General features: G+C 71.2%; 20 protein-coding genes. 11 read left to right on the top strand and 9 right to left on the bottom strand.

Annotation, left to right across the window (positions count from 1 at the left end):
• Nucleotides 1-125: 125 nt before the first annotated feature.
• The 3 genes from BLU27_RS28255 to BLU27_RS28245 all read left to right on the top strand — a co-directional run bounded on the left by BLU27_RS28255 (nucleotide 126) and on the right by BLU27_RS28245 (nucleotide 3254).
• Nucleotides 126-2216, top strand: coding sequence for a thioredoxin domain-containing protein (locus tag BLU27_RS28255; RefSeq protein ID WP_092656816.1), 2091 nt, complete (start codon nucleotides 126-128; stop codon nucleotides 2214-2216).
• Nucleotides 2217-2282: 66 nt separating this feature from the next.
• Nucleotides 2283-2621: a DUF5808 domain-containing protein gene (locus tag BLU27_RS28250; RefSeq protein WP_092656814.1), complete on the top strand. Its 339-nt coding sequence runs from the start codon at nucleotides 2283-2285 to the stop codon at nucleotides 2619-2621.
• A gap of 45 nt (nucleotides 2622-2666) precedes the next feature.
• Nucleotides 2667-3254, top strand: coding sequence for a hypothetical protein (locus BLU27_RS28245; RefSeq protein WP_092656812.1), 588 nt, complete (start codon nucleotides 2667-2669; stop codon nucleotides 3252-3254).
• A 20-nt stretch (nucleotides 3255-3274) separates the two neighbouring features.
• Here the strand turns inward: BLU27_RS28245 and BLU27_RS28240 are convergent, their stop codons facing one another.
• The gene (locus tag BLU27_RS28240; RefSeq protein WP_092656810.1) at nucleotides 3275-4330 is read right to left on the bottom strand and encodes a TRM11 family SAM-dependent methyltransferase; all 1056 of its coding nucleotides are present in this window, start codon (nucleotides 4328-4330) and stop codon (nucleotides 3275-3277) included.
• A gap of 56 nt (nucleotides 4331-4386) precedes the next feature.
• On the bottom strand, nucleotides 4387-5016 hold the full coding sequence (locus tag BLU27_RS28235) for an MBL fold metallo-hydrolase (protein ID WP_092656808.1): 630 nt from the start codon (nucleotides 5014-5016) through the stop codon (nucleotides 4387-4389).
• A 115-nt stretch (nucleotides 5017-5131) separates the two neighbouring features.
• On the opposite strand from BLU27_RS28235, the gene BLU27_RS28230 reads away from it, so the two are divergent.
• The 7 genes from BLU27_RS28230 (at nucleotide 5132) to BLU27_RS28200 (ending at nucleotide 13633) form a co-directional block, all read left to right on the top strand.
• Complete coding sequence (locus BLU27_RS28230) at nucleotides 5132-5896, top strand: isoprenyl transferase (protein ID WP_092656806.1); 765 nt, start codon at nucleotides 5132-5134, stop codon at nucleotides 5894-5896.
• A 375-nt stretch (nucleotides 5897-6271) separates the two neighbouring features.
• Nucleotides 6272-7615 (top strand): PhoH family protein, encoded by a 1344-nt coding sequence (locus tag BLU27_RS28225; protein WP_197682008.1) that lies wholly within the window; start codon nucleotides 6272-6274, stop codon nucleotides 7613-7615.
• A 152-nt stretch (nucleotides 7616-7767) separates the two neighbouring features.
• Nucleotides 7768-8787: an aggregation-promoting factor C-terminal-like domain-containing protein gene (locus BLU27_RS30710; protein WP_241827688.1), complete on the top strand. Its 1020-nt coding sequence runs from the start codon at nucleotides 7768-7770 to the stop codon at nucleotides 8785-8787.
• 474 nt (nucleotides 8788-9261) lie between these two features.
• The gene (locus BLU27_RS28215) at nucleotides 9262-10659 is read left to right on the top strand and encodes an extracellular solute-binding protein (RefSeq protein WP_197681612.1); all 1398 of its coding nucleotides are present in this window, start codon (nucleotides 9262-9264) and stop codon (nucleotides 10657-10659) included.
• Nucleotides 10660-10676: 17 nt separating this feature from the next.
• On the top strand, nucleotides 10677-11609 hold the full coding sequence (locus BLU27_RS28210) for a carbohydrate ABC transporter permease (protein WP_092656804.1): 933 nt from the start codon (nucleotides 10677-10679) through the stop codon (nucleotides 11607-11609).
• Entirely contained in the window at nucleotides 11609-12424 is an 816-nt protein-coding gene (locus BLU27_RS28205) for a carbohydrate ABC transporter permease (RefSeq protein WP_092656802.1), read from the top strand. Before BLU27_RS28210 ends, BLU27_RS28205 begins: the two co-directional genes overlap by 1 nt.
• Nucleotides 12425-12430: 6 nt before the next feature.
• Entirely contained in the window at nucleotides 12431-13633 is a 1203-nt protein-coding gene (locus BLU27_RS28200) for an ABC transporter ATP-binding protein (protein WP_092656800.1), read from the top strand.
• Between the two features lie 48 nt (nucleotides 13634-13681).
• Here the strand turns inward: BLU27_RS28200 and BLU27_RS28195 are convergent, their stop codons facing one another.
• The 5 genes from BLU27_RS28195 to BLU27_RS28175 form a co-directional block, all read right to left on the bottom strand.
• A complete protein-coding gene (locus tag BLU27_RS28195; protein WP_241827687.1) occupies nucleotides 13682-15235 on the bottom strand; it encodes a multicopper oxidase family protein in 1554 nt (517 codons plus the stop codon).
• On the bottom strand, nucleotides 15232-15723 hold the full coding sequence (locus BLU27_RS28190; protein WP_092656797.1) for a COX15/CtaA family protein: 492 nt from the start codon (nucleotides 15721-15723) through the stop codon (nucleotides 15232-15234). The genes BLU27_RS28195 and BLU27_RS28190 overlap by 4 nt, the downstream gene beginning before the upstream one ends.
• A 154-nt stretch (nucleotides 15724-15877) precedes the next feature.
• Nucleotides 15878-16903: a phosphotransferase enzyme family protein gene (locus BLU27_RS28185; RefSeq protein WP_157728845.1), complete on the bottom strand. Its 1026-nt coding sequence runs from the start codon at nucleotides 16901-16903 to the stop codon at nucleotides 15878-15880.
• Nucleotides 16904-16908: 5 nt separating this feature from the next.
• Nucleotides 16909-17643, bottom strand: coding sequence for a ribonuclease FAU-1 family protein (locus BLU27_RS28180; RefSeq protein ID WP_197681611.1), 735 nt, complete (start codon nucleotides 17641-17643; stop codon nucleotides 16909-16911).
• A gap of 239 nt (nucleotides 17644-17882) precedes the next feature.
• Complete coding sequence (locus BLU27_RS28175; RefSeq protein ID WP_092656791.1) at nucleotides 17883-19283, bottom strand: class II fumarate hydratase; 1401 nt, start codon at nucleotides 19281-19283, stop codon at nucleotides 17883-17885.
• A gap of 51 nt (nucleotides 19284-19334) precedes the next feature.
• Here BLU27_RS28175 and BLU27_RS28170 point away from each other — a divergent pair, with 51 nt between their 5' ends.
• Nucleotides 19335-20597 (top strand): citrate synthase, encoded by a 1263-nt coding sequence (locus tag BLU27_RS28170; RefSeq protein ID WP_197681610.1) that lies wholly within the window; start codon nucleotides 19335-19337, stop codon nucleotides 20595-20597.
• A 4-nt stretch (nucleotides 20598-20601) separates the two neighbouring features.
• Here the strand turns inward: BLU27_RS28170 and BLU27_RS28165 are convergent, their stop codons facing one another.
• The gene (locus tag BLU27_RS28165) at nucleotides 20602-21828 is read right to left on the bottom strand and encodes a citrate synthase/methylcitrate synthase (RefSeq protein WP_092656789.1); all 1227 of its coding nucleotides are present in this window, start codon (nucleotides 21826-21828) and stop codon (nucleotides 20602-20604) included.
• A gap of 120 nt (nucleotides 21829-21948) precedes the next feature.
• Nucleotides 21949-22707: a spermidine synthase gene (locus BLU27_RS29425; protein ID WP_241827686.1), complete on the bottom strand. Its 759-nt coding sequence runs from the start codon at nucleotides 22705-22707 to the stop codon at nucleotides 21949-21951.
• Between the last annotated feature and the right edge of the window lie 153 nt (nucleotides 22708-22860).

Here is a 22860-nt window from a genome sequence, read left to right as displayed (position 1 = left end):
ACCATGAGGCGGCCGCGATCAGGGTGCTGGTGACGCACTTCGCCATTCTGCTTCTGCGCGCCGACACCACGCGACGTTCTCGGCCGGGTGGGGCGAGTACGCCGGTGCGTGCGTAGGTTGGAGGAGTGAACCGTCTCGCGAACGCCACCAGCCCGTACCTCCGCCAGCACGCGGACAATCCGGTCGACTGGCACACCTGGGGAGAGGAGGCGTTCGCGCAGGCACGCGAGCGCGACGTCCCGATCCTGCTGTCCGTCGGCTACTCCGCCTGCCACTGGTGTCACGTGATGGCGCACGAGTCGTTCGAGGACGACACCACCGCCGCGTACATGAACGAGCACTTTGTCAACATCAAGGTCGACCGTGAGGAGCGGCCCGACGTCGACGCCGTCTACATGGAGGCGACGCAGGCGATGACCGGCCAGGGCGGCTGGCCGATGACCTGCTTCCTCACTCCCACGGGCGAGCCGTTCTACTGCGGCACGTACTTCCCGCCGACGCCGCACCACGGCCTGCCGTCGTTCGCGCAGGTGCTCGAGGCGGTGGCGCGCACCTGGCGCGAGCGGCGTGAGGAGGTCGTGCAGTCGGCCGGGTCGATCGTCGCGCAGCTCGCCGGCACGGGTTTCCCGTCCGGCCGGGCGCCGGGCGCGGACCGGCTGGACACGGCGGTCGAGGTGCTGCGGCACGACTTCGACCTGCGGAACGCGGGCTTCGGCGGGGCGCCGAAGTTCCCGCCGTCGATGGCGCTGGAGTTCCTGCTCCGGGCCGCCGTACGCCGCGGGGAGCAGCCGGGGCCGGGGCCTGGCGCCGACGCAGATGCGGCCGACACCGCCCTGGCCATGGTCGAGCAGACCTGCGACCGGATGGCCCGCGGTGGGATGTACGACCAGCTCGGCGGTGGTTTCGCCCGCTACAGCGTGGACGCGGTCTGGGTCGTCCCGCACTTCGAGAAGATGTTGTACGACAACGCGCTGCTGCTGCGCGTCTACCTCCACTGGTGGCGGCTCACGGGGGCGCCGCTGGCCGAGCGGGTGGTCCGCGAGACCGCCGACTTCCTGCTCCGCGAGCTGCGCACCCCCGAGGGTGGCTTCGCGTCCGCGCTGGACGCCGACAGCGAGGGCGTGGAGGGGAAGTTCTACGCCTGGACGCCGGACCAGTTGCGCGAGGTGCTCGGGCCGGACGACGGAGCCGCCGCCGCGCGGACCTTCGCGGTGACCGAGCGGGGGACGTTCGAGCACGGCGCCTCGACCCTGCAACTGCCGCGCGACCCCGACGACGCGCAGTGGTTCGCCGAGGTGCGTGCGCGACTGGCGCAGGCCCGGGAGCAGCGGGTTCGCCCGGGCCGTGACGACAAGGTGGTCGCGGCGTGGAACGGCCTCGCCATCGCCGCGCTGGCCGAGGCGGGCGCACTGCTGGAGGTGCCCGAGTACGTCCGGGCGGCGACCGAGGCGGCCGACCTGCTCGTACGACTGCACACCGGCGCCGACGGGCGACTCGTGCGTACGTCGCGGGACGGCGTGGCCGGGGACAGCCCCGGTGTACTGGAGGACTACGCCGACGTGGCGGAGGGGTACCTCGCGCTGCTGGCGGTGACCGGCGACCCCGTCTGGCTGGCCCGCGCCGGCGGTCTGCTGGACGTCGTACTCGACCGGTTCGGCACCGGTGACGGCGGATTCTTCGACACCGCGGACGACGCCGAACGCCTCGTCCGCCGTCCGCAGGACCCGACCGACAACGCCGTTCCGTCCGGACGGTCGGCGGCGGCCGGCGCGCTGCTCACCTACGCCGCGCTCACCGGGTCCGAACGGCACCGGGCGGCCGCGGAGAGCGCGCTCGCGGTGGCGGACCGGCTCGCCGACCGCGCGCCGAGGGCAGCCGGATGGGGGCTCGCGGTCGCCGAGGCACTGCTCGCCGGTCCGGTAGAGGTGGCGGTCGTCGGTACGCCGGACGATCCGGGCCGCGAGCGGTTGCACCGGCTGGCGCTGCGCTCGCCGGCGCCGGGCACCGTCGTGGTCGTCGGCGCGCCGGATGCGTCAGCGCGCGACGCAACGCCGCAAACCGGCCACAATGGCGACGGTCAGGTCCCGCTGCTGGCGCATCGGGGACTCGTCGACGACCGGGCCGCGGCGTACGTCTGCCGGGGGTTCGTCTGCGACCGCCCGCTCACCGAGCCGGCCGAACTCGCTCGTCGGCTCGGCGTGCGCGGCACCACCTGACCGGCGGCTGCGGCGCCGAACGACCAGCACACCGGATTCATGTAGTCGATCAGGAAGCGAACAAACATGGCGAAGCGGAAGAACAAGAAGCGGGGCCGTCGACTGGACTCGCTGGTCTGGGCGACGACCGGGGCGCTGGTTGCGGCGTCGCTGACCCGGGAGCTGCGCCGGCCGTCGGCGGAGCGCACCTGGCAGGGCCGGATCCTGGGCGTCCCGTACGACTACCGCATGCCGAGCGTGGAGAAGGTGCGGTCCGCCTGGTGGGCTCCGGAGGACCGGCGGCTGTTCATGCCGAAGGTGTTCGGTGTGGGGTGGGACGTCAACTTCGGACGAGTCGTCACGCTCGGGCGGCAGAAACTCGCCGAGCGCAAGGAGCGCCAGTCGGTGGGCAGCGCATCCAGCTGATCCCGGTGCCTTGCCGGGCGCTCGTAACGGTGTAATCATCATTACATGACACGGCAGGAACGCGAGGAACGCATCCGCGGCTGGCTCTCCGGGCGGATCCCACAGGAGTGGTTCGAGGTCGTCGAGCTCACCACCGACCGGGAGGAGATCACCGTCGTCGGGAAGCTGACCCCGCCCCGCCACGACGGTGAGGTGTCGCCGGCCGAGCGGGCGGCCGCGGAGCTGGGCAGGATCAAGGAGTTCCGCGAGCGCACCCGAGACGACCGGATCCGGATCGCCCGCGAGCTCGAGCACGCCACCGGCCAGAAGGTCGCCTGGGGCGCGCTGTGCGGGGAGGCCCGGGAGACCTTCACCACGTTGTCGGTGCCGGTGATGACCCGGCTGCGGCAGCCCGAGCGGCGGGTGCTCGACACCCTCGTCGAGTCCGGGGTCGCCCGGACCCGTTCGGAGGCGCTGGCCTGGTGCGTCAAGCTGGTGGGCAAGCACGCGGAGAGCTGGCTCGGCGAGCTGCGCACGGCGATGGCCCACGTCGAACGCGTGCGCGCGGCCGGGCCCGACGCCACGTCGGCGGACGACCCGCTCGCGGCCGAGGACCAGCCCGAAGACAAGGCAGGGGACAAGCCGGAGAGCTGACCCGCGGTTTCGGGCCCGGGTCAGTCGCCGGGCTTGGTCGCCACCAGAACGTCCCGCATGATGGCCTGGTCGACCCGGTGCCGGAAGCCGAGGTACGCCGGGTCGTCGCACACCCGCAGGCCCGCCGCGGTCAGCACCGCCGCCGCGTCCTCGCGCCGGGCCACGTGGGTGTTCCACGACATCCCCAGCGCGCCGCCCGGTCGAAGCAGGTCGACCCAGCCGGGCAGCGCCGCCGACAGCAGGTCCAGCGGTGACCGGGAGAGCTCTCCGGGCCCACCCGAGCGGCTGCCGTGCTGTACGCCGTACGGCGCGTCGGTGACGATCGCGTCGAACGAGCCGGACCGGAAGAAGTCGCGTGCCCGGCGGGTGTCGGCGTTCACCACGGCCAGGTCGAGCGCGTCGCCGGACTTGTACGCCGCCTTGTCCGCGCCCAGCGTCACGTGGAACCTCCGGCCCAGCACCTTGCGGTCACGGCGGATCGGTGTCAGCTCCGCCTGGTGCTTGAGTCGCTTGCGCTTCAGCCAGGTGCGCAGGAAACCGGAGTACGCCTCGACGTCCTTGCCGTCGATCTCGATGCCTGCGGCGTCCCAGCCGTACATCAGCACCTGGTTGAGCGTGGTGCCGCGCCCGCACAGCGGGTCCAGGATCCGCAGCCGGCGGTCGAGCATGTCACCGGCGGACGCCGAGGCCAGCACGGTGACGTTGAGCAGCAGCTTGGTGAAGAACTCGTTGGTCTTGCCGACGTACTTCTGGATGGTCAGCAGGTCGTCGTCGAACTGGTCCAGCGGCGTCAGCGTCACCGGGCTCAGCAGCGGCTCGGGAAGGTCACGGAGCTCGAACAGCGCGTACGCCGAGGAGAGCAGGGAGAGGTACGCGACATCGCGGGCGCCCAGAGGCTCGGCGACCCCGAACGTGACGTACGGGACGCCGCCCAGCGTCTCCTCGGCCACGTCGGTGACCCGCCCGCCCAGCACGGCTTCGGCGAAGACACCGAGTTCGGCGCGGGTGAGGTCGACCGAGGCCTCGGCGTACACCCGGTTGGTGGCGGGCAGCACGAGCAGGGCGTAACGCGGCATGGGCCCAACGATCCCAGGTCCGCCTTCCGGCGGCGTTCCCGGACCCTGGCTCCGGGTCAGATGTCGATCGCCCCACCGGACGCGAGCCGGCGGTACTCCGACCCGGCCTGCTCGGCCATCCCGCCCACCAGGTTGTCCACCAGGCCCAGCCCGATGTCGTTCAGCAGTCCGTCGTGCACCGACACCGCGAGCCGCGGCCGCACCGCGCGGATGTAGTCGATCGACTCCGAGGACTTCAGCCACGGAGCGGACGTGGGCACCATCAGGGTGTCGACGGGCCGGTCGGGCACGGTGAACGCGTCGCCGGGGTGGAAGAAGGAGTCGTCGACGAAGAAGCCGATGTTGGGCACCGGCGGCAGGTCGGGGTGGATCACCTCGTGCAGTTCGCCGTACACACCCACCTCGAAGCCGGCCGCGACGAAGTGCTCGCCGGCGGCGACCACGTGCAGCCGGTCGGGGTCGACGTCGGTCAGCAGGGAGGCCACCGCGGCGTTGGTCCAGATCTGCAGGTCGGGGTGCCGGGCCAGCTTGTCCACGTCGAGGTGGTCGGTGTGCTCGTGGGTGATCAGAACGGCCTCCGCCCCGTCCAGCGGCTCCTCCTCGCTGAACGAGCCGGGGTCGATCACGAGCGCCCGGTCGCTCTTCTCCAGCCGGACAAGGGAGTGGGTGTACTTGAGGATCCGCATGCGGAAAGTCTAGGGACGTCACGTACGAGCGGGGGTCGCGACGCCGTACCAGCCGGTCACCGAACGGAGCCGTAGACGTCGGCGGTAGCCTCGGTCCAGCGTTTCGGAGGTGACGATGGCCCTGCCCGGCCTGCTGTACCGCATCTACCAGCGCCGCCTGACGGCATCGATCCCGTCCGAGCGGGTGCCACGTCACGTCGCGGTGATGATCGACGGCAACCGCCGGTGGGCGCGCGCGGCGGGTGCCGACGACGTGCGCTTCGGCTACGACGCCGGTGCCGCCAAGGTGCCGCACTTCCTCGGCTGGTGCGAGGAGGTCGGTGTACGCGTAGTCACCATCTACATGCTCTCCGCCGACAACCTCCGCCGCCCGCCGGCGGACGTCGACCCGCTGCTGGAGGTCATCGGGGGTCTCGTCGGCGAGCTCGCCGCGACCGGGCGCTGGCGGATCCACCCGGTCGGCGCGCGCGACCTGCTGCCCGAGCGGATCGCCCAGGTGCTCAAGGATGCCGAGGAGACCACCGCCGCCGTGGACGGCCTGCTGGTCAACGTCGCGGTGGGGTACGGCGGCCGTCGTGAGGTCGCCGACGCGGTGCGGGCGCTGCTGCACGAGCACGCCGACAAGGGCACGACGATCGAGGACCTCGCGGAGGTGCTCGACGTCGAACACATCGCCGCGCATCTCTACACCAAGGGCCAGCCCGACCCCGACCTGGTGATCCGCACGTCGGGGGAGCTGCGAATGTCGGACTTCCTGTTGTGGCAGAGCGCCTACAGCGAGTTCTTCTTCTGCGAGGCGCTCTGGCCGGATTTCCGGAAGGTCGATTTTCTCCGGGCGATCCGGGCGTACGCAGCTCGAAACCGCCGCTACGGCCTTTGACGAATTCGCTCGCCGGCAACGCGGGCGCAACGCGAGCTTCATCCACCGGCTTGCGTGTCCCTCTGTTCGGCCGCCCGGTTGGCACGTACCGTCGAACCTGACGCGCCGGATCATCCCCGGGCGTCCGGGAGGCCCATCGATGCGTGTGCAGCAGTCCTCCTCCCGCCGAAAGGCGGAGCGGGCCACGCACGACGATCGCGCCCCGGGGTGGCAGACCCCCGGCACGAGGCGGGCCGGCACCCGGCCCGACGGCCGGTCCCGGCCAGTCGCTCGCACTCAGGACCGGGCGCTGGGTGCGCGCCGCGGGTCCGAAGGGGACCGAACGTGGCTGCATCTGAGTCGTCCGAGTCGTCCGAGTCGTCTGAGCTGTCCGAGCTGTCGACGCCGACCTCGACCGAGGCTGTGGACACATCCGCTGGTCACCCGAACGCCAACCGCACGTACGTCATCGACACCAGCGTCCTGCTCGCCGACCCGAACGCACTGCGGCGCTTCGAGGAGCACGAGATCGTCCTGCCGGTCGTGGTGGTTACCGAACTCGAGGGCAAGCGGCACCACCCCGAGCTCGGCTACTTCGCCCGCACGGCGCTCCGGCTGCTCGACGAACTTCGGGTACGACACGGCCGGCTGGACGAGCCGGTGCCTATCGGTACGTCCGGAGGCACCCTGCGCGTCGAGCTCAACCATGCCGATCCGGAGGTTCTGCCGGTCGGATTCCGGCTGGGGGACAACGACACCCGCATCCTCGCGGTAGCGCTCAACCTGGCCGCGGAAGGGCGCGAGGTCGTACTCGTGTCCAAGGACCTGCCCCTGCGGGTGAAGGCGTCGGCCGTCGGCCTGGTCGCCGAGGAGTACCGCGCGGAGCTACCGGTCGAGACCGGGTGGACCGGCATGGTCGAGGTCGACCTGGTGGGCGCCGACCTGGACACGCTGTACGCGGAGGGGTCGGTCGACCTGGAGCCCGCCCGTGACCTGCCCACCCACACCGGCCTGGTGCTGTTGTCCGAGCGCGGCAGCGGCCTGGGCCGGGTCACCCCCGACAAGCGGGTACGCCTGGTCCGCGGCGACCGGGAGGCGTTCGGACTGCGCGGTCGATCGGCCGAGCAGCGGGTCGCCCTGGATCTGCTGCTGGACCCCGACATCGGGATCGTGAGCCTCGGCGGAAGGGCCGGAACCGGAAAGTCCGCGCTGGCTCTGTGCGCCGGTCTGGAGGCGGTGATGGAACGCCGCCAGCATCGCAAGGTCGTGGTGTTCCGGCCGCTGTACGCCGTGGGTGGGCAGGATCTGGGCTATCTGCCCGGCAGCGAGGCGGAGAAAATGGCGCCTTGGTCACAGGCGGTGTTCGACACACTGGGCGCGGTGACCAATGCGAACGTCGTGGAGGAGGTCATCGACCGGGGGATGCTCGAGGTGCTTCCGCTCACGCACATCCGCGGCCGGTCCCTGCACGACGCCTTCGTCGTGGTCGACGAGGCACAGTCGCTGGAACGCAACGTACTGCTCACGGTATTGTCCCGGATTGGTTCCGGTTCCCGAGTTGTCCTGACTCATGACGTTGGTCAGCGGGACAACCTGCGAGTCGGGCGCCATGACGGAGTAGTGGCAGTGGTCGAGAAGCTCAAGGGGCACCCGTTGTTCGCGCACGTGACGCTGACCCGCTCGGAGCGTTCTCCGATCGCCGCCCTCGTGACGGAGATGCTCGAGGACATCTCGTTGTGAGGACGGCCGGGGTGGTCGCCGAGGTGACGGCCCCGACACCACCGAGAGGTGACCGAAAGCCTCCACTTCGTCGCGTACCGTAGGCAACCGTACGCACTGTAGTCCGACGCGGCGCGGCCCCGGCCAGTCGCGAGAGATCTCTGGAGGCGTGTGTGGCGAGCTACGCCGGTAAGCACCGGGCACCCGCGAAGCATCGAGCGCGCGGACGCGGCGCAGGATTCACGACCCGGCTGCCGGCCCCCTCGACCGGGGCGAGGCGGGCCGACGCCACCCGGAAGCCGGCGCGGTCCTTTCCGGCCGCCGCCCGCGAGGTGATCGACGTACGCGAGACCGACGTCCGCGAGCTGGTCGACGTACGCGCCGCCGACGTACGCGCCGACGTACGCGAGCCGGCCGAGGTCAGGCAGCCGGAGGCCGTCGCACTCCCCGTTCCGGCGGAGGGGGCGGGGCCGGCCCGGCGCGGATTCCGGATCAGCCCGGCCTTCGCCGCGGTCACCGCGGCCAGCCTCGGGGTGACCGGTGCCGTCGGCGCGGGCGTCCTGGTCGCCGGCAGCCATCGCACCGGCGCGCTCAACAACCTTGCGGTGTCCGATCTGGGTGGTCGCGGCACGCTGACCGCCAAGCGGGCCGCCGAGCTCAAGCCGAAGTCCGCGACGCCGCGGCACACCACGCGCACCGTGACTCCCAAGCCGAAGGCCACGCCGACCGTGGCGAAGAAGCCGGAGAAGGTCGTCCCCGCCACGGGTGAGGACGTCATCGACCGCACCGCCGTCGAGCGGCTCCGTGCCGCCGAGCGCGCCTCCCGTGCGGCCGAACGCGAGGCCCTTGCGCGCGAGCGGGCCGCTGCCCAGGCGCGGGCGCGGCTGGAGAACGGCTCGCCGAAGGAGATCGCCGCCCGCCTGGTCGCCGCCCGCGGCTGGAGCGACGCGCAGTACCAGTGCCTGGTGACCATGTGGACCCGGGAGAGCAGCTGGAACCACCACGCGGTCAACGCCAGCTCGGGTGCGTACGGCATTCCGCAGGCGCTGCCCGGCAGCAAGATGGCCGCGTACGGCTCGGACTGGCGGGACAACCCCACCACCCAGATCAAGTGGGGGCTGGCCTACATCGAGTCGCGCTACGGCACGCCCTGCGGCGCCTGGTCGTGGTGGCAGGCCCACAACTGGTACTGAGCCGGCCGGTGCCGACCCGATCCACCGGCACGGAGCCGATTCACTGGCACGGAGCCGATTCACTGGCACCGAGCCGGTCCACCGGCACCGAACCCCATCGCTGCTGCCGAGCCGGTCCGCGAGACCTGAATCACAGCTCGCGTTTCGTCCGAAGTGCCCGGCAATCTGCTGGCCGGGCATGGTTTTCCGGCTCCCGTCGTCAACGACGCAAGCACCCCTTGCCTGATACTCTCCCCGGGTTTCCACAGCTCAGGGCCGCAGACGCGGCCGTGATCCTTCGGCGGATGACGCCGCCGGTCCGCAGCCCGAACGCACGGGGCCGCGCCCTGCGATCCCGTGGTGTGGCGTGTTGCGGAATCGGTCAAGTGCGACAGGATGAAGGAACGGGACAAAAGTCCTCCACGACCATTCGTTCATCTCATCTGATCGTGACCTGACCGAAGGAACGTGCAGGCGAGTCGACCTGGAGGCGCAGTGCGTGACGCAGCCGGCCGAAAGGGCCGGAGACCGGAGTCGAAGAATCCCGGACGCCGCCGGGTAGCGCTGTTCGCGGCGCTCACCCTCGCGGCCGGAGCGGCCCTTGCCGGGTGCGGGAGCGACTCCGGGCCCCCGGTCGTCACCTGGTACATCAACCCCGACAACGGCGGCCAGGCGAAGCTGGCGCAGAAGTGCACGCAGCAGGCCGGCGGCAGGTACCGCATCTCCACGGCGTTGCTGCCCCGCGACTCCACCGCACAGCGCGAGCAACTCGTCCGCCGGCTCGCCGCCGGTGACAAGGGCATCGACCTGATGAGCCTCGACCTGCCCTACCTCGCGGAGTTCGCCAACGCGGGGTTCCTGCACAAGTTCGAAGGCAGCCAGGCCGGTCAGCTCACCAAGGGCATGCTCGCCGGACCGCTCGAGGCGGCGAAGTGGAAGAACGAGCTGTACGCCGTTCCGTTCAACACCAACACCCAGGTGCTGTGGTACCACAGGTCCGTTGCCAGGAAGGCCGGCCTCGACCTCGGATCCAACTCCGACGTGACGTGGAAGCAGGTCATCGCGGCGGCGGAGAAGACCGGCACCACCGTGCAGGTGCAGGCGTCCCGCTACGAGGGCTACACCGTGCTGATCAACTCGCTGGTGGCCTCGGCGGGCGGGCAGATCCTGAAGAATCCCGAAGCGGGCAAGGACGTCAAGCCCGCCATCGACTCCGCAGCGGGTCGCGCCGCCGCCGACGTGCTGCGCACGCTGGGGCGTTCGAAGGCCGCCTCGGCCGACATCAGCAACTCCGACGAGGGCACCAGCCAGGCCGGCTTCAACGCCGACAACGGCGGCTTCATGACCAACTGGCCGTTCGTCTACACCGCCGAGACGGGCACCCTGAACGACCTGAAGACGCAGCGCAAGAGCGCCCCGGCGGGCAAGCGGGCCGCGCTCGACAAGCAGATCAAGGAGCAGCAAGCCAAGGTTGACGACTTCGGCTGGGCCCGCTGGCCGGGTGTCGTCAAGGGCAAGCCGAGCGCGCCGCCGCTGGGCGGGATCAACCTCGCCGTCGGTGCGTTCAGCCGGCACACCAAGGAGGCGGTCGAGGCGGTGCGCTGCATCACCTCACCGGCCAGCCAGAAGGAGTACATGCTCGGCGAGGGCCTGCTGCCCACCGTGGAGTCGGTCTACGCCGATCCCGAGATCCGCAAGGCGTTCCCGATGGCCGACCTGCTGCGAAAGTCGGTCGACCAGGGCGCGCCCCGGCCGATCACGCCGTACTACCCCGACATCACCGCGGCCATCCAGCGCACCTGGCACCCGGCGTCGACGGTCAGCCCGAGCAAGACCCCCGGGGCGACCGCGCGGCTGATAGTCGCTGTCCTCCACGACAAAGAGCTGATCTGAGGCGGAAGGGAGGAACCATGACGACAACGACAATCGAGAAACCGGCTCCCTCGACCGCCCGCCGCAGACTGACCGACCGGGCCCGCCACGAGCAGCGCCTGGGGTGGTACCTGTGCGCACCGGCATTCGTGGTGATGCTGGCGGTCACGGCCTATCCGATGTTGCAGGCCGTGTGGCTTTCCCTGCAGAGCTACCGGATCACCGACCCGGAGTCCCGGCGGTTCGTCGGCCTGGCCAACTACACGATGGTGCTGAGCGACGGCCTGTGGTGGCGCGACGTCGGCGTCACCGTGCTGATCACAGTGATCACCGTGGTGGTGGAGCTCGTCATCGGCTTCGCGTTCGCGATGGTGATGCACCGCATCCTGTTCGGGCGGGGCATCGTGCGCACCGCAATCCTGGTGCCCTACGGCATCATCACGGTGGTCTCGGCGTTCGCCTGGAAGTTCGCGTTCGCGCCCGACTCGGGGTTCGTGAACTCCTGGTTCGGCCTGGACAACTACGACTTCTTCGCGCAGTTCGGCTCCTCGATCGTGGCGATCTCGATGTCGGAGATCTGGAAGACGACGCCGTTCATGTCGCTTCTGCTGCTCGCCGGGTTGGCGCAGGTACCCGAGGATCTGCAGGAGGCCGCCAAGGTCGACGGTGCCACCTGGTGGCAGCGGCTGTGGAAGGTCACCATCCCCAACATGCGGGCGGCCATCATGGTCGCGCTGCTGTTCCGCACGCTGGACGCCTACCGCATCTTCGACAGCGTGTTCGTGATGACGAACGGCGCGCAGGGCACCGAGACGGTCTCCTTCCTGGCGTACCGGCAGATGATCACCCGAACGGCGGTGGGGCTCGGCTCGGCGGTGTCGGTGCTGCTGTTCCTCACCGTGCTGATCATCGCCTTCGTCTTCATCAAGCTGTTCCGGACCGACCTGTCCCAGGTGCGAGGTGATCGGTGATGAACGGCCGCAAGGTCTGGTGGGCGGTCGCCGGGCTGGCGATCGTCTTCTACACGTTGTTCCCGGTGGCGTGGATCCTGTCGCTGTCGTTGAAGAAGGACGCCAACACGCCGGGCTTCTTCCCGACCGAAGCCACCTTGGACAACTACCGCACGGTGTTCGACTCGGGCCTGTTCCTCAGCGCCCTGCGCAACTCCGTCGGCATCTCGCTGATCTCCACCGTGGCGTCGGTGGTGCTGGCCACGTTGGCCGCCTACGCCATCGCCCGGCTGGAGTTCAGGGGAAAGAAGCTGGTGCTGTCGATGGCGTTGGCGATCGCGATGTTCCCGACCATCTCGCTGGTGCCGCCGCTGTTCGACATGTGGCGGACGCTCGGCCTGTACGACACCTGGCTCGGGCTGATCATCCCCTACATGTCGTTCACCCTGCCGCTGGCGATCTGGACGCTCTCGGCGTTCTTCCGGGAGATTCCCTGGGAGATGGAGCAGGCCGCCCAGGTCGACGGTGCCACCCAGTGGCAGGCGTTCCGCAAGGTGATCGTCCCGCTGGCGGCTCCCGGCGTGTTCACCGCCGCCATCCTGACGTTCTTCTTCGCCTGGAACGACTTCGTGTTCGGCATCTCGCTGACCGCCTCCGACGCGGCCCGGCCGGTGCCGGCGGCGTTGGCGTTCTTCACAGGGGAGTCCTTCTTCGAACAACCCACGGCCGCGATCGCGGCGGCCGCGGTCGTCGTCACGATCCCGGTGATCGTGCTCGTCCTCTTCTTCCAGCGCAAGATCGTGGCCGGGCTGACGTCCGGCGCGGTGAAGGGTTGATGCGCAGTGGCAGTCATCGAGTTGAAGAACATCGTCAAGCAGTACGGCGATGGTTATCCGGCCGTCAACGACGTGAGCCTGGAGATCGCCGACGGCGAGTTCATGATCCTCGTCGGCCCGTCCGGGTGTGGCAAGTCCACCTTGCTCCGGATGATCGTGGGGCTGGAGGACATCACCTCCGGTGACCTGTTGATCGGTGGCGAACGCGTCAACGACAAGGCGCCGCGCGACCGCAACCTCGCGATGGTCTTCCAGAACTACGCGCTCTACCCTCACCTCACCGTCTACGAGAACATCGCGTTCCCGTTGCGGCTCGCCAAGAAGTCCGACCAGGAGGTGCGCGAGAAGGTCGAGCACGCCGCGGACCTGCTCGAGCTGCGCGAGCACCTGCAGCGCAAGCCGAGTCAGCTGTCCGGTGGTCAGCGCCAGCGGGTGGCGATGGGGCGGGCGATCGTCCGGGACGCGGAGGCGTTCCTCTTCGACGAGCCCCTGTCCAACCTCGACGCCAAGCTGCGCGGGCAGATGCGGACCGAGATCTCCCGGCTGCAGCGTCAGCTGGACACCACGACGGTCTACGTCACCCACGACCAGACCGAGGCGATGACCCTCGGGGACCGCGTTGCCGTTCTGCGCAAGGGAGTCCTGCAGCAGTGCGCGTCCCCGCGTGAGCTGTACGAGCAGCCGGTCAACCTCTTCGTGGCGGGCTTCATCGGCGCGCCGCCGATGAACTTCCTGCCGGCCACGGTGAAGGACGGCCGGATCGAGCTGCCGTTCGGCAACGTGGCGCTGCCGGACGTCTACGACCCGGCAGCCCTGGAAGGACGCCTGCTGGTGGCGGGCATCCGGCCGGGGTCGTTCGAGGATGCGGAGTACGTCGACTCGGCCAAGCACCCGCGCGGTGAGACGTTCGAGGCGACGGTCGACGTGATCGAGTGGCTCGGGAACGAGCAGTACGCCTACGTGCCGTACAAGTCCGAGCAGGAGATCCGTGCCGAGATCGACACGCTGGCACAGGAACTCGACATGGAGGCGATGCGCCCGCAGCTCATCATCTCCCTCGACCCCGCGAGCCGGATCCGCGAGGGCCAGCCGGGCAGGTTCTGGGTGGACGTGTCCAAGATCCACCTGTTCGACCCCAAGAACGGTGCCAACCTCGGGTTGACACGGCAGGGGTCCAACGCCGCCAGCGGCGAACCCACGTCTGCCTGAGCCTTCCTCCCCGGCAGGGGGCGATCTGAACGACGGCCGGCTTCGGGGTCAGACGACCTCGAAGTTGGCCATCATCGCCATGTCCTCGTGTTCGAGGTTGTGGCAGTGCAGGACGTACCTCCCGCGGTAGCCGTCGAAGCGGGCGATGATCTCCGCTGTCTGTGCCGGGCGCAGGTCGAGGGTGTCCTTGCGGCCGAGGTCCGCCTTCGGCGGCTCGCCGTCGAGGGTGAGCACCTGGAACTGCACCAGGTGCAGGTGCACCGGATGGGCCACGTCGCTGGTCAGCCGCCACACCTCGGTGGCGCCGAGCCTGGGCCGAGCCAGGAACTTCGCCGGGTCGAACGCCTCGCCGTTGACGGTCCAGCCCGCGTGCCCGTGCACGTCCCCCGACTCGAACGCGAACTCGCGGGTGACGCTCGCCTTCGCCGGGTCGAGCCGCTCGACCTCCGCCAGCCGGGCAGGCACGTGGGTCGCGTCGCGTTCTCGGCGTACGACCCGGAACCGCATCACCCGCGCGGCGCCGTCCTCGCCGGCCGCGTTGGCCAGCACCACCGTCGTGCCCACCGGGAACCTGCCGAAGTCGACCACGACGTCGACGCGTTCGGCGGGGGCGAGCGTGAGGGTGGAACGGGGCACCGGGCGGGCCAGCAGGCCCCCGTCGCTGCCGATCTGCACGAACGCCGGGGCGCCCGCAGGCGTGGGACGCAGCGTCAGCTCGTAACGCCGGGCGTTGGAGGCGTTCAGGATCCGCAGCCGGTAGCGCGCGGCGCTGACATCGAGGTGCGGCCAGGGTGCGCCGTTGACCAGGATGACGTCGCCGAGCACGCCGCCCATGTAGGCCTCCCGCACACCGGGCCGGTCGCGCAGGTGCGGGTCGAGCGCGGGGTAGCGCAGGTTCCCGTCCGGGGCGAAGGACCGGTCGCAGATCATCAGCGGCAGCTCGCGTTCGCCCCGCGGCAGGGGGAGGGCGTCCTCCTCGTCGTCGCGGACGAACCACATGCCGGCCAGCCCGCGCCACAGTTGCGGAGCCGTGAAGTCCATCCGGTGGTCGTGGTACCACAGCGGCGCGGCCGGCTGGTCGAGCGGGAACTCGTACGTCCTGCTGCCGCGCGTCACCCGCGCCCGCGGGTCGGGCATACCGGTCGGGAAGTCGCCGTGCCGGGGCAGGAGCAGGTCGGTCGGGTAGCCGTCGCTCGCCGGTGGCGTACGCCCGCCGTGCAGGTGAGTCACCACGGGCACCGGCAGCTCGTTGGTCTGGTGCACGACCACTCGGCGGCGGCTGCGCGCGTCGACGGTGGGTCCGGGGAACCGTCCGGCGTACCCCCAGATCCTGGTGCGGGTGCCGGGCAGGATCTCCTGCTCGGCGACCCGCGGCGACAGGTCGTAGTAGTCGGTGGTGGCGTCGGTGCGGATCGGCCGGGCGACGGGCGGGATCGGCAGCGGCACCCGGAACGGCGGCGGTAGCTCGGCGGTGCTGGGCAGCAGCCGGGGTTCCGGGCTGCTGCTTCCCAGCAATGAGCAAGCCGAGGTTGACGTCGCCGTCAGCGCGGCGAGGGTGCCCGCCCCGAACATTCGCAGCGCCTGCCGGCGGCTCAGGCTCACGCTCGGGAGGCGGAGGAGAGGGAGCCGCCGCCCGGTCGCGACCACGCCCGCATGGCCATCACGATGACGCCGCCGAACAACGCGACCCCGAGCGGTACGTGCACCAGCTTCTGGTGCGAGCCGCCGAGGATGGCCTGGACGACGATGAGCACCAGCATCACCGTGCTGGGCACGATGATCCGCGGCGAACCGCCTCCCGGCTTCCAGACGAGGATGGCCGCGACCAGGGTGAGCAGGGAGAACGCAAACGCCAGGGTGGCCGTGCCGCCGTGCAGGTCCTTCGCGCCCGACCGGCCCGCGACGATCATCCCGGCGGTGATCGCCTGGACGAAGATCGCGACCGCCTGCAGGGCCACCAGCGTGCGGAACGTCGTGAACGTCCAGGCCTTCGTGGGCGCCCCGGCGGAGCTGCCGGCCCCCGGTCCGCCGGCCCCCGCTCCACCGGTGCGCGTACTCCTGGTGCCAGCCGATGCGTCGTGTGTCGCCATGACCTGAGCCCTTCTCGCCCGAGGTGGCCGCGGCCGATCCCCGGCTCGGTGCGGCCGCGGCTGCTCCGCGGCTCGTCACGGACCAGCCTCGCCGAGGGGGCCGGTCGGCCGCGTCCTTCCCCGGAAGGTCGTGTGCGTACCGCGTCCGGCGTACTCAGAGGGCGGTCAGGTCGTCGACCAGCGTAGGGCCGTGCTGCTCGAGCCAGCGGTCGAGCTGACGCGCACCGGCCAGCCGGTCGCGTACCTCGTCAAGCCGGGCTTGCCCCTGCCGCCATCGGCCCGCCCGCCACACCAGCGACTCCAGCGCGCGCAGCCGGAGCAGGTCGGGGAACGCGGCCCGCTCCGCGGTGCTCAGGGGGAGCCGGGACAGGTACGCCCGGCAGAGTACGTCCGTGGCGCGGTCCGACGGCTGCCACTCGGCGGTTGCCATCGACACCGCCCCGACCAGATCCGCCACCCGCAGGTCAAGCCCCGCGAACTCGAAGTCGAGCACCGCGCTGGGCCTGCCGTCGTCGTGCACGAGCAGGTTGCCCAGCGCGAAGTCGTTGTGTACGACCTGGACGGGCAGTGTCTCCCACCATCGCACCCGCATCGCGTCCACCCGCTCGGCGGCGGCATGGAGCCAGCCCGGGTCGTCGCCCTGCTCACCTGGCAGCACGCGAGCGAGTTCGGCGGCGAGCTCACCGAGGTCCGGAACGGCCGGGTGGACCTCCGACAGCGGATGGCGCCAGTCCGCGGGCGCGAGGCCGGCGGGGAGCTCGGCGAGCGCGAGATCCAGGTAGGCGAGAACCTCGCCGGCGAGGGCGAGGTCGCGGGTGGTGCGCCCGGCGGGACGGCCGGGAAGGTAGCCGAACAGCGCGACCGGGCCGCTCGGAGTTGGTACGAACGTCGCCCCGTCGCGGGTGGGGAGCGGCCGCGGCACGGCGAACGAGAGTCCCACGTCCGCCAGGCCGGTCAGCAGCCGGTGCTCGGCGGCCACCCGGTCGGCGGACTGGTTCTGGTACCCGCGTACGACATAACGCCGGCCGCCCGCCTCCACCACGTGCACGGAGTTGTTGGTGCCCGGACCGGCGGGGCGGACCGCATCGGGGGCCGGCACCCGCCAGCGGGCAAGGAGGTCGGTGAGGTTCGTCGGCGCGCCGTGCGGCGGCTCGTCCGGCAGCGGTCCGTCATGCGGCACGTGGGTCAGAAGTCGGCCTGGGCGGCGTCGGGCGGGAGCGAGGGGATGGGCCAACTCGGGTCGGGGCGCCAGTTCTCCCAGCCGTCACAGAACGGCGAACCCCACCGGGCCACCACCTCCTCGACGGCGTGCGCGTCCTTCTCGAACTCCGCGGCGTCGGCGGCCTGGTAGCGGCCCCAGCGTACGGCGGCGGCGAGCTCGTCCTCGTCCTTCCATTGCACGCTGCGGTCGGGCTGCACGACGACGTCGAGGACGTGGTCCTGGGTCACCACGTGGAGGTCGTCGCGGACGTGGACGTCCTCGAGGTTGACGTACCAGTTGCGGAACGTCCCGTCGGGCAGCCAGAACAGCCAGACCGACCAGGGGACCCCGGTCGGGGCGACCTTGAGGATGCCCGTACCGCGCCAACGGGTCCGCTTGAGTGAGCGGTTGTCCCGGACGCGGTACCAGTCGTCGATGTGGACCGAACGCGGTTCGCGGCCGTCGGTGAGCACCGGCCGCAGCACCGGCGTGCCCGGCGCCAGCCAGGCCACCAGGCCGTCGGCGTCGTCGCGTACGACGGTCATCGGCCGGACGGTCTCCGGACTCCCCGGCAGCCAGGTGCGCCGGCGGTAGTGCCACCAGATCTGCATGCGCGGCTGCCAGTACGGCGGCGAGCCGGACGGGCGCATCCCGGCGGTCCCGGGACGCTCCCCGGGCAGGGCGCTGGGTTCGGGGGGCGTACCGGAGGAGAGGTTCACCGTCGCGATCCTAGTCGCGAACGATCACGCGCACCTGTCTCGTGGTCATCCTCGGCCACGCCGGTCAGCCTGCTCATCCGGTGGGCGGGCAACGCCGGATCCTTCCGCGGAAGAATCCGGCCGGCCGCCGCGCAGGACCGAGGCGATCTCCGGCGCGGAGAACCCCGGCCCCATGACCACCTTGCCGTCCGGCCGCCGGTTCGCGGGCCTCGTCGGGCATGAGCGATCCGGGACCCGGATCAGGGGTGCGTCATCGACAGGACGTCGAGCGCCCGGTCGAGCTGCTCCTCGGTGAGGTCGCCGCGTTCGACGTACCCCTGCTCGATCACGACCTGCCGGATGGTCTTGCGCTCGGCGAGCGCGGTCTTCGCGACCTTCGCGGCGTTCTCGTAGCCGATGTAGCGGTTCAGCGGCGTGACCACCGACGGGGACGACTCGGCGTACTCGCGGCAGCGGTCGGCGTTGGCGGTGATCCCGGCCACCAGCCGGTCGGCGAACAGCACGCTCACGTTGGCGAGCAGGCGGATCGACTCCAGGAGGTTGCGGGCGATCACCGGCAGCATGACGTTGAGCTCGAAGTCACCCTGCGAACCCGCGAACGCCACCGCCGCGTCGTTGCCGACGACCTGCGCCACGACCTGGCGGGCGGCCTCGGGGATGACCGGGTTGACCTTGCCCGGCATGATGCTCGACCCCGGCTGCAGGTCGGGCAGCGCGAGCTCACCGAGGCCGGCGCGCGGCCCGGAGCCCATCCAGCGGATGTCGTTGGCCGCCTTGTACAGGCCGACCGCGATCGTGCGGAGCTGACCGGACAGCTCGACCAGCGCGTCGCGGGCGCCCTGCGCCTCGAAGTGGTTGCGAGCCTCGCGCAGCGGCAGTCCGGTCGTCTCGACGAGTTCGGCGATCACCTTCTCGGCGAACCCGGGCGGGGTGTTGATGCCCGTGCCGACCGCGGTGCCGCCGAGGGGAAGCTCACCGACGCGGGGGAGCGTGGACTCCACGCGCTCGATGCCGTAGCGGATCTGCGCGGCGTACCCCCCGAACTCCTGGCCGAGCGTCACCGGCGTGGCGTCCATCAGGTGCGTACGCCCCGACTTCACCACCTCGGCGAACTCGGCCGCCTTCGTCTCCAGCGCGTCGGACAGGTGCGACAGCGCCGGGATCAGGTCGTTGAGGACGGCGTACGTCGCGGCGATGTGGATGGAGGAGGGGAACACGTCGTTGCTGGACTGCGAGGCGTTGACGTGGTCGTTGGGGTGGACCGCCCGGCCGAGCGCCTCGGTGGCCAGCGTGGCCAGCACCTCGTTGGTGTTCATGTTGCTGGAGGTGCCCGAGCCGGTCTGGAACACGTCGATCGGGAAGTGCGCGTCGTGAGCCCCGGCGGCCACCGCGGCGGCTGCCTCCTGGATCGCCTTGGCGAGGTCGGCGTCGATGACACCGAGCTCGGCGTTGACCTTCGCCGCCGCGCCCTTGATCAGGGCGAGCGCCCGGATGTGCTGGGCCTCCAGTGTCGACCCGGAGATCGGGAAGTTCTCCACCGCGCGTTGGGTCTGTGCCCGCCACTTCGCCTTGGCGGGAACCCTGACCTCGCCCATGGTGTCGCGTTCGATCCGGTAGTCCTGCTCTCGCTCCTGCGCCATGGCCCGACTCTATTCCGCCCACCCGGTCGCGGATGTGATGAGGTTGCCGATGTGAGCGAGTCCACCCGCTGGATGACCACCGCCCAGGCCGCCGACCTGCTCGGGGTGAAGGCCGAGACGGTGTACGCGTACGTGAGCCGGGGTGTGCTGACCCGCCACCGCGGCGCGGACCGGCGGTCGTCGCGGTTCGACCGGATCGAGGTCGAACGCCTGGCCCGGAGGAACCGCCGTGGCGGCCGGGCAGGCGCGCTGGAGGTGGTCGTCGACACCGGCCTGACCCTGCTCGACCCGGAGGGCGCGCTGTACTACCGGGGACGCGACGCGGTGGTGCTCGCCCGGACCGAGTCGTTCGAGGCGGTCGCCGCGCTGTTGTGGGAAAGCGCGCACACCGGACCGTGGCAGGCCTCCCCGGCGGCGGTCGAGGTGGGCCGGCGAACCCAGGCCGCGTTGCCCGCGTCCACCCGGCCGGTGGACCGGATGCGAGTGGTGGTGGCCGCGCTCGCCGCCGCGGATCCCGTACGCGACGACCGCCGGCCGGCGGCGGTGGTGGCGTCCGCACGAGCGCTGGTCGCCGGCATCGTCGACTCCCTGCCCGAACGCTCGCCCGCCCCTGGCTTCTCCGTCGCCGAGCGGCTGTGGTCGCGGCTGGCCGACCGGGCACCCGGGCCGGGTGAGATCCGGGCGTTGAACGCGGCCCTGGTCCTGCTCGCCGACCACGAACTCGCCGCCTCCACCCTCGCCGCCCGGGTCGCCGCGTCGGTGTGGGCCGACCCGTACCTCGTGGTGCTCACCGGGCTGAGTGCCGGCGGCGGGATCCTGCACGGCGCGAGCGCCTCCGGCCTGGAGACGTTGCTGCGTACGACGCCGGACCCCGCGGCAGTGCCCCGGGTGGTCGGTGACCGGCTGCGTGGCGGGGAACACCTGCCCGGCTTCGGCCACAAGGTCTACTCCGGGCGGGATCCGCGCGCGGACGCCCTGCTGGAGCTGGTGCGCATCGCCGGTGAGCAGCCTTCCGAGCAGCTTTCTGGGCAGCCTTCTGTGCAGCCTCCGCACGGCGGGGTCGACGCCATCGTGGCCGAACTCGTGCGGGTCGTCGGCCGGCACGGCGGGCCGGCGCCCAACGTGGACCTGGCGCTGGCCGCGCTCGCTGTCAAGTTCGGCTTGACAGAGGGATCCGGCGAGATGATCTTCCTGCTCGGGCGGATCGCGGGGCTGGTTGCGCACGCGCTGGAGGAGTACCCCCACCGGGTGCGGTTCCGGCCCCGCGCCCTCTACACCGGCCCACCGCCCGGCACTCCGAACACGTCGGGCTGACGGGTCAGATCTCCGGCAACGGCTGCGGAGGAGGCGTACCGACGTACCTCGCGTCCGGCCGGATGATCTTCCGGTCTCGCGCCTGCTCCAGTACGTGCGCCGACCAGCCGATCACCCGGCTGGAGGCGAACGTCGGCGTGAACATCGTCCGGGGCAGCCCGCACAACTCCATCACCACCCCGGCGTAGAACTCCACGTTGGTGTGGATCTCGCGGTCCGGCTTGAGTTCGGCGAGCAGCGCCAGCACCCGGCTTTCCACCGCCGTCGCGAACTCCACCAGGTCGCCGCCGAGTTCGCAGGCCGTACGGCGGAGCAGTCGCGACCGCGGGTCCTCGGTGCGGTAGACCGGGTGGCCGAACCCCATGATCCGCTCGCCCCGCTCGATGCGTTCGCGTACCCAGGCGTCGATCCGGTCCGGCGTACCGATCGCGTCCAGCGCGTCCAGTGCACGGCTCGGTGCACCGCCGTGCAGCGGTCCGGACAGCGCGCCGACCGCACCGACCAGGCAGGCCGCGACGTCCGCGCCGGTGGAGGCGATCACCCGGGCGGTGAAAGTGGAGGCGTTGAAGCCGTGGTCGATGGTGGAGACGAGGTACCGCTCGATCGCTCGGGCGTGCTCGGGGCGGGGTTCGGTGCCGGTGAGCATGAAGAGGTAGTTCGCGGCGTACGACAGATCCGGGCGTGGCGGAACCGGTTCCTCACCTTGCCCCAGCCGGTGCAGCGCGGTCAGCAGCGTGGGGACCTGTGCGCACAGGCGCAGCGCGTCCTCACGGCGGGCCGCCTCGTCCAGGTCCCATATCGGCCGCATGCCCTGGGCGGCGCCGGCGAGGGAGAGCGCGGTCCGCAGGCCGTCCAGGGGCGCGGGCGCGGCGGCCGCGATCGCGGGCAGCACGTCACGCACGCCGGCCGGCACCTCGCGGTACCCGGCTAGTCGGGCGGTGAACTCCGCGCGCTGCTCCCGGTCGGGCAGTTCACCCGAGAACAACAGGTGCCAGACGTCCTCGACCGTACGGCGCTCGGCCAGATCGACCGCGGAGTACTGCCGGTAGTGGTAGAAGCCTTCGCGCCCGCGTACGTGGCCGATCGAGGTGTCGGTGACGCTCACCCCGGCCAGACCGGGCGGGACGACGATCGGGCCGGCGGCGGTGCCGGGGACAGCAGGCTGGGCGGGCTCGCCGGGGCTGCCGGGGTCGCCGGACAGGGCGCGCGAGGTGGTGGCGGTGGACGGCATGGACGACCTCCCGTGGATGCGGATGACAGGAGCGTCCGGCCGAACGAAATACATTGTCAATGTTGATTGGATCAACCTATATGGCCAGTACGCGGGGAAAGCGGGCGGAGGTGACGCGTCTCACGCCCCGGTGCGGCTGATGTAGAGGTAGTAGTCGAGCCGGCGGCCCTCCCGCGGAACCACCCGGTGGATCTCCTCACAGGTGCCGAACTCCCGCTCCAACCGGCGATGCAGCGCCAAGGACCGGCTGGCCGACCACACCGCGACCACCCCGCCCGGCCGCAGGGCACGCCGGACGACGCCGAGGAACTCGCGTTCGTACACCTCGGTGTTGGCGCGGTGCACGAGGAAGTCCGGGCCGTTGTCGACGTCGAGCAGGATCGCGTCGGTGCTGCCCGCGGGCAGTGCCGGTAGCCAGCGGCGTACGTCGGCGACGTGGACGTGCACCCGCTCGTCGGAGAGGACGCCCGCGGTGGGCGGGACCAGCCCGTCGCGTACCCAGCCGACGACGGCGGGTTCGAGTTCGATCACGTCGACCCGGGCGACGCGGGCGTCGGTGAGGAGCTCCCGCACGGTGAACCCCAGGCCGAGACCACCGACGACGACCGTCCAGGCCGCGTCGGCAGGCGCGTACGCCAGTGCGGCCCGGGCCAGCAGACGCTCGGTGGTGGTCTCCAGCGTGTCCATGACGAACGTGCCGTTGGTGATCAGTTCGTACACCTCGCCGGCGCCCGCCGGCTGCAGCGACCGGCGGCGCAGGGCGACCGAACCGCGCGGCGTCTCGTCCGCGGCCAGGGTCACCGGCCGGGTCGGGTCGAAGGGCGGAACCGGGGCTGGAACGGGGCCGGGAACGGGGCCGGGAACGGGGTCGGGCAGCACGGGCCCCAGCCTAGGCCGAGGCCACGCCGCCTCTGCGTCGGCGCAGATGAGGCCGGGATCCGGTGAGGATCCGCCGGGCAGCTCCTCGGGCGGTCGTCCGTCGGGAGGAGGCCCCACACGCGCCGAGCGGCTAGCCTTCAGAGGCCGTGACTG

It is taken from the genome of Actinopolymorpha singaporensis, from assembly GCF_900104745.1.
GTDB classification, from domain to species: domain Bacteria; phylum Actinomycetota; class Actinomycetes; order Propionibacteriales; family Actinopolymorphaceae; genus Actinopolymorpha; species Actinopolymorpha singaporensis.
This window is presented reverse-complemented; position numbering and strand designations above follow the sequence as displayed.

Excerpts from the sequence above, each read along its gene's own strand:
- BLU27_RS28245 (WP_092656812.1), top strand. The coding sequence starts at position 2,667 with ATGACACGGCAGGAACGCGAGGAACGCATCCGCGGCTGGCTCTCCGGG.
- BLU27_RS28240 (WP_092656810.1), bottom strand. The coding sequence starts at position 4,330 with ATGCCGCGTTACGCCCTGCTCGTGCTGCCCGCCACCAACCGGGTGTAC.
- BLU27_RS28205 (WP_092656802.1), top strand. The coding sequence starts at position 11,609 with ATGAACGGCCGCAAGGTCTGGTGGGCGGTCGCCGGGCTGGCGATCGTC.
- BLU27_RS28250 (WP_092656814.1), top strand. The coding sequence starts at position 2,283 with ATGGCGAAGCGGAAGAACAAGAAGCGGGGCCGTCGACTGGACTCGCTG.
- BLU27_RS28175 (WP_092656791.1), bottom strand. The coding sequence starts at position 19,283 with ATGGCGCAGGAGCGAGAGCAGGACTACCGGATCGAACGCGACACCATG.
- BLU27_RS28235 (WP_092656808.1), bottom strand. The coding sequence starts at position 5,016 with ATGCGGATCCTCAAGTACACCCACTCCCTTGTCCGGCTGGAGAAGAGC.
- BLU27_RS28230 (WP_092656806.1), top strand. The coding sequence starts at position 5,132 with ATGGCCCTGCCCGGCCTGCTGTACCGCATCTACCAGCGCCGCCTGACG.
- BLU27_RS28190 (WP_092656797.1), bottom strand. The coding sequence starts at position 15,723 with ATGGCGACACACGACGCATCGGCTGGCACCAGGAGTACGCGCACCGGT.
- BLU27_RS28165 (WP_092656789.1), bottom strand. The coding sequence starts at position 21,828 with ATGCCGTCCACCGCCACCACCTCGCGCGCCCTGTCCGGCGACCCCGGC.
- BLU27_RS28210 (WP_092656804.1), top strand. The coding sequence starts at position 10,677 with ATGACGACAACGACAATCGAGAAACCGGCTCCCTCGACCGCCCGCCGC.